The following is a 14,593-nucleotide window of genomic DNA, read 5'->3' on the forward strand; positions in this document are numbered from 1 at the left end:
GTGGTCTCCGAGCAGGTGGCGGTGGTCGGGTCAGCCCAGGCCCATGGCCCGGGCGACGATCACCTTCTGGACCTCGGAGGTCCCCTCGATGATCGTCATCATCCGGACGTGGCGGTACAGGAACTCCAGCGGGTGCCCGCGCACCCAACCGGTGGCGCCGTGGACCTGGAGCGAGCGGTCCACCGCCCGCACCGCGGTCTCCGAGGCGGTCAGCTTGGCCAGCGCCGCGTTCTCCGGCGCCTCGGTGCCCTCGTCCACCAGCCGGGCGCAGGCCAGGGTGAGCAGCTTGGACGCCTCGACCTCCGCCCGGGTGCTCACCAGGTGCTCCTGGACGTGCTGGTAGCTGCCGATCCGCGCCCCGAACGCCTCCCGCTCACGGGCGTACTCCACGCCCAGGCGCAGGGCGTACTCGGCGACGCCGTTGCACATCGCGGCGACCACCAGGCGCCCGCGGGAGAGGCTGTCCATGGCCAGTGCGGTGGCCGCGCCGATCCCCTCCGCACCGCCGACCACGGCCGAGGTCGGCACCCGCACCCCGTCCAGGGTCAGCTCGAACAGCGGCTCCCCGGACATGCCCTCGTAGCGCTGGCCGATCCGCAGGCCCGGCCGGTCCATCGGGATCGCGAAGGCGGTGGCGCCGGCCGTCGGCCCCGCCCCGTCGCCCAGGTCGGTGGCGGTGACCACCAGGGCCAGGTCGGCCCGGTCGGCGTTGCTCACGAAGGTCTTCCGACCGTCGATCACCCAGTCGTCGCCGTCCCGGACGGCGGTGGTGGTCAGCCGGAACGCGTCCGAGCCGGCCTGCGGCTCGGTCAGCGCCAGGCAGCGCGCGGCCTCCCCGCGCACCAGCGGCACCAGGTACCGCTCGATCTGCTCCGGGGTGCCGTGCCGCAGCAGCGGACTCGGCCCGTCCGACCCGGCCAGCGCGTACGGCGCCAGCGGGCAGCCGCTGCGCCCGGCGGCGTGGTGCAGCAGCACCACCGCGGTGAACGGCATGCCGGAGCCGCCCAGCTCCTCCGGGTAGTCGCCGGCGTAGAACCCGAGGGCCGCCGAGCGCTTGCGAACATAAGTCCGCAGCTCGGCCGGCGGCTGATCGGCAGTCTCCGGCAACTCGGCTGCCAACGGGACGAGTTCGCGGCGCACGAAGCTCTCGAAGGCATCCACCAGCTCGCGGTGGCCGTCCTCCAGGACGGCCGAGGGGAAGGAGTTCACCGCTCGCCTCCCGTCAGGGCGCGGGCCTGGTCGGCCCCGGTCAGGGCCCGGGCCTGGTCGGCCAGGACGGGGTGCTGGAACAGGGTGCGCAGCGCCGGACGGCTGCCCAGCCTCGGCTCCAGCCAGGCCGCCAGCTGCGCGGCGAGCAGCGAGTGCCCGCCGACCTCGAAGAAGTGCGAGTCGGGCGTGAACCGGTCGTGGCCCAGCACCTCCCGCCAGGCCTCGGCCAGCAGCGCCTGACCCGGCCCGGTGAAAGCGGCGTCCGACCGGGCGGGCGCCTGCTCGGCGGGTGCCGGCCGCTCGGAGGCCGTCCGGGCGAGCGCGACCCGGTCCGGCTTGCCGCCCGGCAGGACGGGCATGGCGGGCAGCGCCGTCCAGTGGGCGGGCACCAGCGCGGCCGGCAGCCGGCGGGCCAGCGCCGCGTGCAGGGCGGCCTGGTCGGGCTGCTCCGCGCCCTCCAGGAAGCCGACCAGACGAGGGCCCCCGACCGGGTCCCGGTGGAGGACCACCGCGCAGGACCGGCCGCCGAGTTCGGCGGAGGCCGCCGCCTCGATCTCCTCCAGCTCGATCCGGTGGCCGCGCAGCTTGACCTGGTTGTCCTGCCGGCCGAGGAACCACAGCCGGCCGGTGAGGTCGCGGTAGCCGCGGTCGCCGGTGCGGTACACCCGCTCCCCGCCGGGCAGGGCGGTGAACCGCTCGGCGGTCACCTCCGGCAGGCCGAGGTAGCCCTCGGCGAGCGCCGCGCCGCCGATCGCCAGTTCGCCCACCGCGCCGTCCGGCAGCGGCCGCAGCCCCGCGTCCAGCACGTGCACCCGCACCCCCGGCAGCTCGGTGCCGAGCGGGACCTCCGGGTGCTCCTCCAGGTCCGCCGCGGTGACCGCGTGCACGGTGGAGGTGACGGTCGCCTCGGTGACGCCGTACGCATTGAGCACGGTCGCCGAGGTCTCGCCGAGCAGACCGCGCAGCGCCTCGGCGGGCAGCCGCTCGCCACCCAGCACCAGCAGCCGCGGCGACCAGCGGCCGTCCCGCAGCGCTTCCCGCAGGTCCTCCCGGACGGCCAGCAGGTAGCTGGTGGGCAGGTTGGCCACGGTCACCCCGCGGGCGGCCAGCACCGCGACCAGCTCCGGCCCGGTCGGCACCTCGCGCTGCGGCAGCACCAGGGCCGCCCCGGCGGCCAGCGAGGGCAGCACCTCCTCCAGCGCCACGTCGAAGGACGGCCGGGCGAACAGCAGCACCCGGTCCTCCGGCCCCAGGCCGTACCGGCGGGCCACCGCCGCGGTGTAGCGGGCCAGCGCGGGCCGCCCGACCAGCACCGGCTTGGGCACCCCGGTCGACCCGGAGGTGTGGATCACGTACGCGGCGTCCGCCAGCACCGCGGCGGGCGCGGCCGACGGGAAGGCCGGGCCGTCCAGCAGGGCCGGGACCACGCCCTCGGCGGGCAGCGCCAGGGCGCTCTGCCGGGTGGCCAGCACCAGCGCGGGGGCGAGCCGCTCCAGCAGCAGACCCAGGCGCGCCGCCGGGTCCTCGGTGGACAGCGGCGCGTACACCGCCCCCATCCGCAGGCAGGCGAGCAGCGCCACCACGCTGTCCAGCCCGCGCGGCAGCACGGCGGCCACCGGCTGTCCCGGCGTCACGCCGGCGGCCCGCAGCCGGTCGACCAGCCCGGCCACCCGGCGGTCCAGGTCGCCGTAGGTGAGCCGCTCGGTGCCGGCGATCAGGGCGAGGGCGGCGGGGTCGCCGGCGGCGGCCGGATCCAGCACCGAGGCCGGGTCGGCGGCGTCCGAGACCGGCGCCGAGGCCGAGTCGGCGGCGGGCGCCTGCGCGGGGGCGAGGTCGGCGAGCGCGGCCCCGGGCTCGTCCAGGTACGAGCGCAGCAGCTCCAGCAGGCGCTCGGCCAGCAGTTCGGCGGTCTGCGGCGCGAACAGGTCGGCGTCGTAGTCCCAGACCAGGGTCATCCCGGCCGCGCCGTGCTTCTCGCCGACCACCCGGCGGTCGTCCGGGAGCAGCACCACGTCCAGGTCGAACCGCGTGGTGCCGGTGTTGTGCCCCTCGAACAGGGAGACCTCCAGTCCGGGCGCCTGGATCCCGGGCAGCGCGGCGTCGTGGGCGCTGAACATCACGTCGAACAGCGGGTTGTCCGCGCCGCCGGTCCGCAGTCCGAGCGCCCGCGTCAGCTCCTGCACCGGCACGTCCTGGTGGGGCAGGGCGCGCAGCAGCACCTCGGTGACCTCGTCCACCGCCTCGGTGCCGGGCGCGTCCGGGTCGAGGCGCAGCCGCAGCGGCACCGTGTTGACGAACATCCCGACCGTGCCCTCGAAGCCCCGCGGCCGGTTGCCCACGGCCGTGCCGACCACCAGCTCGCGGTGCCCGCCGTGACGGCGCAGCAGCTCGGCGAAGAGCGTCAGCAGGGTGCTGAACGGCGTGTGACCGTCGGTCCGGCTGCGCTCGCGCAGCCGCTCGGCCAGGTCGGCCCCGACCGACTGGCGCAGCTGCCGTCCCCGGTGCCGGCGGACCGCACCCGGACGGGCCAACCCCGGCAGGACCAGGTCGGTCGGGGCGTCCTGCAGCTCCCCGCGCCAGAACTCCAGCCCGGCCGCCCGGGCCTCCTCCCGCGAGCCGTCGCTCTCGGCCCGCACGTGCTCCTCGTAGGAGGGCGCCGGGGGCAGCTCGTACACCTCGCCGAGGACCTCGGCGCGGTAGACGGTGAACAGGTCGCGCAGCAGGATCGCGAAGGAATGCCCGTCGTGGATCAGGTGGTGCTCCACGTGGACCAGCCGGTGGTGGTCCTCGCCGATCCGGACCAGGTGCCAGCGCAGCAGCGGCGCCTCGGTGGTGTCCAGCGGCTCCTCGGCCTCGGCCTCCAGCAGTCGTTGGAACGCGGCCTCGGGGTCGGCCTCGCCGCTCAGGTCGCTGGTGCGCAGCCGCGGCTCGGTGCGGCCGCCGACCCGCTGCGCCGGCAGGCCCTCCGGGCGCTCGACCAACTCCAGGCGCAGGCCCGGGTGGTGGGCGAGGACGGCGGTCAGGCCGGCGCGCAGTGCGCCGGTGTCGAGCGTCCCCCAGAGGTCGAGTGCCGCGGTGAAGTTGTACGCGCGACTGCCCGGCAGCATCTGCTCGTGCAGCCAGACGATCTCCTGCGATGAGGAGAGAGCGAACATGAACGCATCCCTTTGCTGGTGGCGGGTTGGGTGTTCGGACGGGCGGGGTGGGGCCCGGTGGCGGCGGGAGCCATGGGGTGGTGGCTCCCGTCGTGGTGGCCTCCGCCGGTGGTGGGACGCACCGGGTCGGGGCGGTGCGTCACGTCGGCGACGACGGTTGACGGTCCGCCGGACCGCGGTGGCGGTCGGGCGGTGCGCGGGGGCTGGTCGGTTGGTCGGGCGGGCGGTGCCCGGGGGCTGGTCGGTTGGTCGGGCGGTGCCCGGGGGCTGGTCGGGGTCAGCCGGTGGGATGCAGGTGGTGCCGCAGGGTGCTCAGCAGGGTCCGGAAGGCGGCTTCGGCGGCGGTGTCCCGGAACCGGTCACGGTCCCAGGCGAGCCGGACCAGCAACTCCGAGCCGTGCGAGGCGGAGACCGCGAAGGGGGCGGCCACCGGGCGGCCGGCGAGGTGGGTCTCCCGGCCCACGGCGTCGTCGAGCACCAGCGGGGGCCGGCGGCCCAGGTCCTCGAAGGTCAGTAGCCCGTCCAGGGCTCCGGACCAGTGCGCACCACCGGACCGGGCGGCGTGCACCACCTCGTCGAACGGAGTGTCGGCGTGGTCCAGGTCGTCCCACCAGGAGGCGCTGAGCCCGTCGAGGTCCCCGGGGCCGGGTGCGGCCGGGTGGACCAGCGTGTTGAGGAAGCATCCCAGGACGTCCGGCGCGGTGCCGGCCGGACGCCCGCCCCAGGGGTAGCCCAGGGCGAGCGGACGGTCCGGGCCGAACAGCGCGTACCCGGCGGCCGACACGGCGTCCAGCAGGGCGGGGAAGACGGCGCCGCGCGCGGCCCCGGTGGCGGCCGGCAGCCGTTCGACGAGCATGCCGGTGGGCCGGGTGCCGGGCCGGGTGGCACCGCTCACCGGCGTACCGGACAGGCCGCCGAGCCGGGCGCCCCAGTGGGCGTGCGCGGTGGGACTCGCGGCGGCCGCCTCGGCGGCCAACTGCCGTTCCACCGCGTCCCGGTAGGCGGCCAGGCCGTCCCCCGGAGCGCCCGGGTCCACGGCGCCGTCCCGATAGTGGGCGCCGAGCCCGTCGGTGACGATGCCCAGCGACTGCTCGTCGCAGGCGGCGTGGTCGAGGACCAGGGCCAGCACCTCCTCGTCGGCCTCGGGCTCGGCGGCGACCAGCAGCCGCAGCACCGGGCCGTCCGCGGGCCGGTCCAGCAGCGCCTGCCGCAGCGCCTCGACCGCCGTGCCGCCGGGACCGACCGCCACGGTGGCGACCTCCACCGAGGGTTCGCCGAGCCTGAGCACCGGTGTCCCGCGCAGCGCGGTGAGGCGGCCGCGCAGGGCCGGGTGGCGGGCGGCCAGCCGGACGGCGGCGCGGCGCAGCCGCTCCGGGTCGACCGTGCCGCGGGGGAAGGCGAAGAACAGCGGCACCACGTCCGGGCGGCCCTGCGGGTCGAGCCGGCGGGTGAGCAGGAAGCGGCGCTGGGCGCCGGTGAGCGGCAGCAGCTCCGCCGGGCCGCCCGAGTCCGCGACGGACCGGTACCGGTCGAGGTACGCGGCGGTGATGCTGGTGGGCACGGGTGTCCTGCTTTCTGGGACGGGTCTCGGTGGTGGGTGAGGGGGGCGTACCCGGCGGGCCGGTGGCGTTCCCGGTGGGCCGGTCGGCTCAGGCCGTTCCGCTTCTCGTCTCCCGGTCCGGGGCGGCATCGCGCGGTCCGGCGGTGCCGGACTCGGCGGTGGGGACGGCGACCTCCGTCGCGGCGGGCAGGTCGCGCATCCCGCGCAGCGGGGAGAACAGCAGCGGGAGCGGTACGGCGAGGAAGCCGAGGGCACACACCCACAGGGCGGCTCGCGGCCCGGCGGCGTCGGCGACCGCTCCGCCCGCGAGGGCTCCGAGCGGCAGGGTGCCCCAGACCAGGAAGCGCATGGTCGCGTTCATCCGCCCCAGCAGCTCCGGCGGACAGACGGACTGCCGGAAGCTGACCTGGGCGACGTTGTAGACCACCGCGCCGCACAGCACCGCACCCGAGCCGACCGCGAACAACACGCCGCCGCCGGCGCCGCCGCGGGCCAGCGGCCAGAGCAGCGCGAACGGCGCGGTCACCGCGGTGGACAGCAGGATCAGCCGGGCCTGGCCCACCCGGCCTGCCAGCCATCCGGCGCAGAGCGCGCCGGCCAGCCCGCCGACCGCCGAGACCGACAGGAGGAGACCGACGGCCACCGGGGAGAGTTCCAGGACCCGGATCCAGAAGACGGTCTGGACCGCCATCAGCACCGCGGCGAACAGGTTGGACAGCGCCGTCGCGGCCGCGATCACCCGCAGCAGCCGGTGCCGCAGCACGAACCGGATCCCCTCGGCGACCTCCGCGCGCAAGGTCCGCCCGGGCTCCGGCGCGGGCGGCGCCGCCTCGGTGACCCTGATGCGCAGCAACAGCACGGCCGAGGTCAGGTAGCCCACCGCGTCGGCGGCGATCGCCAGCGGGGCTCCGAGCAACTGCACCAGGCCGCCGCCCAGGCCGGGCCCGGCGATCTGCGCCGAGGACCGAACGGTCTCCAACGCGCCGTTCCCTCCGACCAGTTGCTCGCGCGGCAGCACCTGCGGGAGGAAGGACTGGTGGGCGACGTCGAAGAAGACCGTCGCCACCCCGGTGACCAGGGCGACCAGGTAGAGCTGGGCCATCGTCAGCACACCGGCCAGCGCGGCCGGCGGGATCGATCCGACGGCCAAGCAGCGCACCACGTCGGCACGGACCAGGACCGGCAGCTTGCGCACCCGGTCCAGCCACGCGCCGGCGGGCAGGCCCACCAGCAGGAAGGCGGCGGTCTCCGCCGCGGTCAGCAGGCCGACCTGGAAGGGGCTCGCGTCCAGCTCCAGCACCGCGACCAGCGGTAGTGCCACCAGGGTCACTTGGCTGCCCGCCTGGGCGGCGGCCGCGCCGGCCAGCAGGTGTCGGAAGTCGCGGTGGGCCAGCAGGCGGTCCCGGCCCGGACGAGGCGTGTCGTTCATCTCTTCGACTCTCGGTCACGAATTCGATACCGCGAAACCGACAGGACCATTTCCGGACTTCCCCCCTGACATCCGGATCCGGCCGCGCCCGTCCCGGCTCCGGCGGGACGCGAGGCGCCCGGCCGGCACCCGAAGGCCGTACGGGCCGCGGGGAAGGCGGCACTCCGGGGCTCGACCGGCCACCCACTCCCATCGTCGTCCGTTATCCGGACGCACACTTTCACGCCATCGGACGGACCTCTCCAACATGGCCGGATCGCGTGAACGGCTGGCGGATCGTCATGTTCCGCTCACCGTACGGTGATACGGTCGATCGTTCGTCTACGCCCTCCGCGCGTGGCGGGGACCAGCGGGCGCTCCGGCCCGGGCGGGACCGGCGGCCGCCTCGGCACGGGTGGCGCATGCCGGCGCCGGTGGTGATGCGGCGACCGGGACTTCGGTCCCGTCCGTTCGGCCGCTCGACCGGCCCGTTGCCGGTCGATGCCGCCGTCAGCTGCGTGCTCCTCCGACAGGTCACCGGCGCCGGCCGCACCCGTCGCCTCCGACAACGGCAGCCACTGCCCCTGCGCCACCCTGCCGACGCCGGACCGCGATTGCGATCCTCGACCGCCTACACCCGCGTCTCGCCCGTTCGGCCGCTTCCGCCCCGATCGCCCCCGCGGATCACCGATCAGCCTTCCCCAGATCGTCCGACTTCAGGAAGACCGGGCCGGGCGTGGTGTCCGGGAGTGCCCCGGCGGGCTGCCCCGCGGCGGCGGCGTGCGACCACAGGACGATCTCGACCGGGCCGCCGGGCACACCCACGGCGAGGAAACACCCGTCCGGGTTCGGACAGTCGATCCGCTTCTCCAGCTCGAGCTGCCGCGTGCAGAAGTCCAAGGCGCGGTCCTGGTCGGTCACGTAGAGCGTCACGTACATGATCGCGTTCAGCCGGCGGCCAGGTGGTGGCTGAAGACCGACGTACGGGCCGATTGGGCACAGCTTCCCGAGGAGACGGTGTTCGAGGGCGAGCAGCTCGACCGGTGGGTCGTGGCGCAGCGCGCCGGCCGACCCGGCCTGGAGAGCGATCAGCAGGACCTGCTGGCCGCGATCGGCGTCGAGGGCCTGGCCGCCCTCGCCGCGTTCGTCGAGCGGGAGGGTCACGTGCGGGCCCCGCGTCCCCGCAAGGAGCCGCTGGAGGTCACGGTGGTCGGCGCCGGTGGGGAGGAGAGCACCGAGGTCGTCCACGTCGGCCTCGGTGCATGGCTGAACAACCAGCCGGCCCGCCGCGCGAAACCGACACCGGCAGCCGGCGCGACTCGCAGAGCACGGCGTGGAGCGGGCGGCGGTGTGGTCCCGGGTCGGCGTTGGACGTTCACTCGGGCGGAGCAGTCCGGTCGCCTCGTATGCGATCTGTTTTCCCTCTCGCCGACAGGGCCAGAAGGGCGCAGCACTGCCGGGAGGGCCTGGTGCCGAGTGGCGCGTCGACCGGGTCTTCGTACCTTGAGTGATGGTTCGACTACTCAAGGCAGGGATCATGTGATGCGCCTTCGTGTTGCCCTCAGTGCCGCAGCCCTCGCCGCCGGCGCGTGCCTCCCGCTGGCCGGCATGTCCCATGCGCAGGATCTCGACTGTGCCAACTTTTCGACCCAGGAACAGGCTCAGGCGGTGTTCAACGCCGACCCGTTCGATTCCGACAACCTGGACGCCGACAACGACGGCATCGCGTGCGAGGTCTTGCCCCGCGCCACCACGGGTGCCGTCACGACAGCTCCGGCCGCTGACGGCTCGTCGGCCGTGTCCGCTCCGGCGTCCGCCCCCGCAGCGGCGGTGCAGGTGCCCGTCGGCGGCGTGCCGGCCGGTACCGGCCCCGCACGGGATGGCACGCGGCTCCTGGTCGCCGCCGGCCTGGCGGGCGGGGCCGTGCTCGTGGCCGTCGGCGCCGGCATCGCGCGCCGACGGCTGGGTGGCCGATCGAACTGACCACTCGCTCCTGGACGTGGGGCCCGCGGCTGCGGCCCCACGGCCGGCCATTGCGCCGAGACCGAACCGTGGACCGATGACGAGAGTGAGGGGGCGGTGTGTCTGACCACCCAGAGCCGGTTGAGACCGTACCCACCCATCGGCAGAGCGCGGTCTTCGTGCCGATGGTCTTGGTGGTCATCGCGCTGTTCCTGGCGGCCGCCGCCTGGGTGACCTTCTCCGAGGCCGTCGCACCCATGCCGGTCCGGCCCCGAGCGGCGCAGAACCCCCCAACCAGGACGGCGGCGCCGACACCGGAACCGCAGGGTGCTCGCGTAGCGATGTTCCGCTCGGATCCGACACGGATCCGCATCCCGGACTTGGGAATCGACGCCCCATTGATCCCGGTACGTCTGGACTCCACAAGCACGCTGCAGCCACCCGCATCGGACGACCGCAACCTGGCCGGCTGGTACGACGGCGGGGTCTCGCCAGGTGAAGTCGGCACCGCCCTCGTCGTGGGCCACCTCGACACCCGCACCGGGCCCGCCGTCTTCTACCGACTCTCCGCCCTCACGCCCGGCCAGACAGTGGCGCTGGACCGCCGCGACGGGCAAACCGCGGTCTTCACCATCGACGCGATCGAGGACTACCCCAAGACCGATTTTCCGAGCAACCGCGTCTACCAACCGGCCACGCGGGCCGAACTGCGCCTCATCACCTGCGCCGGGCCCTTCGACCGCGAACGCGGCGGCTACCAGGACAACACCGTCGTCTACGCCCACCTGACGGCAGTCCGGTGTTGTCGTGCAGGCAAGGCGCACCCACTCGGGCCCCCAGCGTTCACCGGATCTCCTGCCCCTGCCCCTGCCCCTGCCCCTGCCCCTGCCGTTGCCGTTGCCGTTGCCGCCTCAGGGGTACGGCAGGAAGCCGGCCCCCGGCCCCGTCCGCATCACCGGCCGCTTGGCTTGCCGAGCTGAGATCAGCGGCCCAGGGCACGGCCGGCGAACCCGGGGCGCTCGCCCCGAAGCGGCGGCGGGCGAGCGTCAGCTGGAGCAGGGTGCGTGATACTCACGCTCCGTGACGGTGACGACGCTGCGCAAGGGCAGGTTGCAGCCGGGGGCAGCCAGCGGGCTCGGGACGGTGGGGGCGCGAGTGTGCTGCAAATCGGGACCGCAGACGGTTTGCCTGCGCCCCTCCGCCCCGGTGCCGGGCGAGCAGAAGCCGAGAAAGCCGGTGGGGGCGTGGGCTGCGGGACGTCGACTGCCGCAGCTGGGATCTCACCGGCCCAGGCCGGCCGCACAACACGGCCCGGCTGTCAGGGGGAGGACGACCGGGCCGGGCACCACGGGGACGGGGCGGACACCGCCTCGCCCAAACGGCCATACGACCGACCGCGGCCCGGCCAGGGAAGGCGCGCACGTGTTCCGGGAGTCTCCTCCGACGCGGTGCGTGCGCGGCAGCGGGACGAGGCGGCGCGAGGCCACACCGCCGCCCGGCCGAGGCTGCCCGCACGTGTGCGGTGCACGGGTGGCGTGGCTCAGCCGGGCGGGTGATGTTGCCGGGGTGTCGGCCGGGCAGCGGCCGCGGTGTGTGCGATCGCTGGAAGGGCGGTGCCCCGGGCGGCGGCCGCCCGATCGCCGACCCTCTCGGGGAGTGAAGTCCGCCATGTCCGTCGCCCACCGGATCCTGCAGTTACTCCTCGCCCGCGCCGCCGGCCTGTGGACCGCCACCACCGCCCCCGCAAGCGCGCCCCCGCCCGAACCGCGACTGCCGCGGGCACGGCCGCCGGACAGGGCATCGACTGGGACAAGGTCGCGGCGTGCGAGAGCGGCCGCCGCTGGCACCTCAACACCGGCAACGGCCACTACGGCGGCCTCCAGTTCGACCAGTCAACGTGGCGCGCCAACGGCGGCACCGCCTACGCGGCCCGCCCTGACCTCGCCACCCGCGAGCAGCAGATCGCCGTCGCCGAACACCTTGCCGCCCGCCGGGACTTACCCCCTGGCCCGCCTGCGGCGCACGGGCCAACCGCACCACCAGCCACCACAGCGTCCCCGCGCCCCGGTCCGCCGCCGACCAGCCCGCCGCCCCGAAGCCGACCACCGGCCAGAGCGCGACGGCCGCCGAACCGGACACGGCCGCGGACTCCGGCCCGGCGGATGACGGCATCGTCGTGGTGCAGGACGACGACGACACTCTCGGCGCCATCGCCCAAGGCCTGCAGGTTCCCGGCGGCTGGCCCGCCCTCTAGCAGGCCAACCACGACACCATCGGCGACAACCCCGACCTCATCCTGGCCGGACAGACCCTCCGTCTCCCCTGACGTCCCGATCCGGCTCACCCCAGGTCAACAGCCACCTGACTGCCTCTCAGGACGTCGCGGACCCGTCGGAACCTGGAGTCGGCCGACGAGGACGCGGTCGGCGTGTACTGCGGAGGGCGTCGACCGTCGGTGAGGTAGTGGTCGGCGCTGCCGCGACGTGTCCTGCTCCGCCGTCCCCGGGGTGGGTGGGAGCACCACGCTGCAGCGCTCGCGGCGCCGTTCCAGGGAGCTCAGATGGTCCCGCGCAGTTTGGCCAGTGCCTCGTTGAGCAGGATCTCGCCGTCCTCCTGGGTGCGGCGTTGCCGGACGTAGCCCAGGTGCGTCCGGTAGGGGGCGTGGCCCTGGGCGACAGGCACGTCGTCGGGGTCGGGGCCGGCGGGCAGACCGCAGCTGCGGCAGTCCCACTCCTGCGGGATGACCGCCTCGATCGCGAAGCTGATCTGGGTCCGGTGGCCGTTGCCGCACCAGAACGACACCGCCGTACGAGGGGCGAGATCGCCGCGCTCGGACTCCCCCATCGGCCCCGAACCGATCCGCGCACCCCTGATGCCGCCACGTCCCTGTGCCACGATCGCTCTCCTCGGTCATGATGTCCACGCCTCGGATGTGCATGGGGACGCCCAGCGTACGCCCACGCCGGCAAACCTGGCCCACACCCCCCGCGCAGGCGCCGGGCCGTCGCCGATCTCTGGAAATCAGCCCCTGTGGCTTCCCGCCTGAACTGCAGCTCGCTGAAGTGCGCAGCGCGCGCCACCGTCAACCGGCACACAGCCCGAGAAGGGCTCGACGGAACAAGACAAACCGCATGACGCACAAGCGATCGGCGCACCCTGGCCGTCGGCACCCTGCCAGAACTGCGAAATCCGCAGCTCACCATGGGCCCGCTACGCAGAATGAACGGGCCGCTGCACCAGGCCGGCTCGGCCGGGACGACGACCAGCTGCACACCGGTGAGCCGTCCCGTTGCCTCGCCCGCCTCCTCGTCCAGCACCTGGAGCGCCACGGACTCGACCTGGAGGACGCACCCGTGCTGGAGGCCCCGGAATCGTCGATCGCCCCGCTGGGCGAGGCGATGGCCGAGTGCATCGCCCAGACGCTGAACGCGAGCCGCTGGATCGTCTACGCGACTGTCAGCGCCAACACCACGAACTCAGTGGGTCCGGACCGGCCGATGTGGTCGCGGCAAAGCCGCCGGTGCGGTTTGGCTTGGAGGCCGCGGGTGTGGTGCGCGGCTCGCGCGCGAAACCACCCGCAGATTCCCCACGGGCGTCCGGAAGGGGCTCGCCTCCACCGTTGTCACTACTTCTCTTGGAGCTCGCGCAGATTGGCGGGGTGGGGCTTCGACGGCAAGGCAGGCACAGGTGTCAGTGATCATGGAGTTGCGACGCTCTGCAACCACTGGGGAGACCTGTGCCCGTCCTTCCGGCATGGCTGACCGACCCGCTGTGGGACCGATTCGCGGCGCTGCTGCCTGCCGTGGGGTTAGCGGCCGATCTTGTCCAGCTCGGCAAGATCGTCGTCGGAGAGCCGGCGTCCCGCGCCTGCGACGTTCTCTCGCAGGTGTGCCACCGACGAGGTGCCGGGGATCAGCAGGATGTTCGGCGACCGCTGCAACAGCCAGGCCAGAGCGACCGACATCGGCGTTGCGTCCAGCCGGGAGGCCACGGCCGTGAGCGCGGAGGACTGCAGCGGGCTGAAGCCGCCGAGGGGGAAGAAGGGCACGTAGGCGATGTCATGTTCGGCGAGTTCGTCGATCAGCTCGTCGTCTTGGCGGTGGGCGAGGTTGTACATGTTCTGGACGCACACGATCGGCGCGATCGAGCGTGCCTCTGCGACCTGTGCCGCCGTCGCGTTGCTCACGCCGAGGTGCCGGATCAGTCCCTGCTGCTGGAGTTCGACGAGTGTTTCGAACGCCTCGGCGAGCGAACCCGGCACTGGACTCTGGGCGTCGCCGAGCCGGAGGTTGACCACATCCAGCGTCTCGAGGCCGAGGTTCTCCAGGTTCTCCTGGACAGCCCTGCGCAGCTCTTCGGGCCTGCGTGCCGGGGGCCAGCCGCCCTCCTGGTCCCGGGTCGCGCCGACCTTGGTCACGATGTGCAGCGTGTCGCGGTACGGGTGCAGGGCTTCGCGGATCAGTTGGTTGGTGATGTGCGGGCCGTAGGCGTCGGCGGTGTCGATGTGGGTGATGCCGAGGCCGGCGGCCTCGCGCAGGACGGTGAGTGCGCTGTCGCGGTCGGCGGGCGGGCCCATGACCCAGGGGCCGGCGAGCTGCATGGCACCGTAGCCGAACCGGGTGACGGTCAGGTCGCCCAGGGTCCAGATGCCGCCGGGAAGCGTGGCGGGGAGCGTGCTCATTCTCTGCCTTTCGTGTCCAGCGAGGTGGTGGTGCCTGTCGGCACCTTGCACCATCATTGGTGGGTAGCTTCCTGACAGGAAGTAGGTACTACGGAGTGCGTAAGGCACTCGCGGGTGAGAGGAGCGGCCGATGGCGACGATGACGGCGGCCCAGCAGAGGGCACTGGCCAAGGTGGAGTACGACGCCTTCGTGGCGCTCTGCCCCAGTCGCAAGCTGCTCGACCGGATCTCCGACAAATGGGTTGCACTGATCCTGGCCGCGCTCGGCAGCGACGCCCCGCATCAGCCGGGCACCGACTGCGCCGGCGAGCCCCGGGCGTTGCGCTACTCGGAGCTGCTGCGCCTGCTGGCCGGCGTCAGCCAGAAGATGCTCACCCAGACACTGCGCTCCCTGGAGCGCGACGGCCTGGTGTCCCGCACCGTGGTGCCGACCGTGCCGGTCACGGTCTCCTACGAGCTGACCGATCTCGGCATGTCGTTGTACGAGATGATGCGCGGCCTCAAAGCCTGGGCCGAGGCGCACATGGACGATGTGCTCGCCAACCGCGAGACCTACGACACCCGCGTCGTCTGAAAGCCACAAGGGCGGACGAGGCCGACTGCCCGTTTCGGGCACC

The 14,593-nt window shown here is 74.0% G+C and carries 11 protein-coding genes; 4 read left to right on the top strand and 7 right to left on the bottom strand.

Annotation, left to right across the window (positions count from 1 at the left end; genetic code table 11):
• Positions 1-30: 30 nt before the first annotated feature.
• The 5 genes from AB0M03_RS09145 to AB0M03_RS09165 all read right to left on the bottom strand — a co-directional run bounded on the left by AB0M03_RS09145 (position 31) and on the right by AB0M03_RS09165 (position 8,581).
• Entirely contained in the window at positions 31-1,209 is a 1,179-nt protein-coding gene (locus AB0M03_RS09145) for an acyl-CoA dehydrogenase family protein (protein WP_363490100.1), read from the bottom strand.
• On the bottom strand, positions 1,206-4,364 hold the full coding sequence (locus AB0M03_RS09150; protein ID WP_363490102.1) for an amino acid adenylation domain-containing protein: 3,159 nt from the start codon (positions 4,362-4,364) through the stop codon (positions 1,206-1,208). Before AB0M03_RS09150 ends, AB0M03_RS09145 begins: the two co-directional genes overlap by 4 nt.
• A gap of 277 nt (positions 4,365-4,641) precedes the next feature.
• Positions 4,642-5,925 (bottom strand): non-ribosomal peptide synthetase, encoded by a 1,284-nt coding sequence (locus AB0M03_RS09155; protein ID WP_363490104.1) that lies wholly within the window; start codon positions 5,923-5,925, stop codon positions 4,642-4,644.
• 88 nt (positions 5,926-6,013) lie between these two features.
• Positions 6,014-7,354, bottom strand: coding sequence for an MFS transporter (locus tag AB0M03_RS09160; RefSeq protein WP_363490106.1), 1,341 nt, complete (start codon positions 7,352-7,354; stop codon positions 6,014-6,016).
• Between the two features lie 663 nt (positions 7,355-8,017).
• A complete protein-coding gene (locus AB0M03_RS09165; RefSeq protein WP_363490108.1) occupies positions 8,018-8,581 on the bottom strand; it encodes a hypothetical protein in 564 nt (187 codons plus the stop codon).
• A 294-nt stretch (positions 8,582-8,875) separates the two neighbouring features.
• Between AB0M03_RS09165 and AB0M03_RS09170 the strand changes: the two genes are divergently transcribed.
• From AB0M03_RS09170 to AB0M03_RS09180, 3 genes are all read left to right on the top strand, one after another.
• Complete coding sequence (locus AB0M03_RS09170; protein ID WP_363490110.1) at positions 8,876-9,316, top strand: excalibur calcium-binding domain-containing protein; 441 nt, start codon at positions 8,876-8,878, stop codon at positions 9,314-9,316.
• A 98-nt stretch (positions 9,317-9,414) separates the two neighbouring features.
• The gene (locus AB0M03_RS09175) at positions 9,415-10,275 is read left to right on the top strand and encodes a class F sortase (protein ID WP_363490112.1); all 861 of its coding nucleotides are present in this window, start codon (positions 9,415-9,417) and stop codon (positions 10,273-10,275) included.
• 741 nt (positions 10,276-11,016) lie between these two features.
• Positions 11,017-11,754 carry a transglycosylase family protein gene (locus tag AB0M03_RS09180; RefSeq protein ID WP_363490114.1) on the top strand — a complete coding sequence of 246 codons (738 nt, stop codon included), beginning with the start codon at positions 11,017-11,019 and terminating at the stop codon, positions 11,752-11,754.
• A gap of 97 nt (positions 11,755-11,851) precedes the next feature.
• On the opposite strand, the gene AB0M03_RS09185 is transcribed toward AB0M03_RS09180, so the two are convergent.
• Entirely contained in the window at positions 11,852-12,190 is a 339-nt protein-coding gene (locus tag AB0M03_RS09185; RefSeq protein ID WP_363490116.1) for an RNA polymerase-binding protein RbpA, read from the bottom strand.
• Positions 12,191-13,103: 913 nt separating this feature from the next.
• The gene (locus AB0M03_RS09190) at positions 13,104-13,976 is read right to left on the bottom strand and encodes an aldo/keto reductase family oxidoreductase (RefSeq protein WP_363490118.1); all 873 of its coding nucleotides are present in this window, start codon (positions 13,974-13,976) and stop codon (positions 13,104-13,106) included.
• 130 nt (positions 13,977-14,106) lie between these two features.
• On the opposite strand from AB0M03_RS09190, the gene AB0M03_RS09195 reads away from it, so the two are divergent.
• Positions 14,107-14,550, top strand: coding sequence for a helix-turn-helix domain-containing protein (locus AB0M03_RS09195; RefSeq protein WP_363490120.1), 444 nt, complete (start codon positions 14,107-14,109; stop codon positions 14,548-14,550).
• Positions 14,551-14,593 lie beyond the last annotated feature (43 nt).

It is taken from the genome of Kitasatospora sp. NPDC051914 (assembly GCF_040680995.1).
GTDB lineage: Bacteria > Actinomycetota > Actinomycetes > Streptomycetales > Streptomycetaceae > Kitasatospora.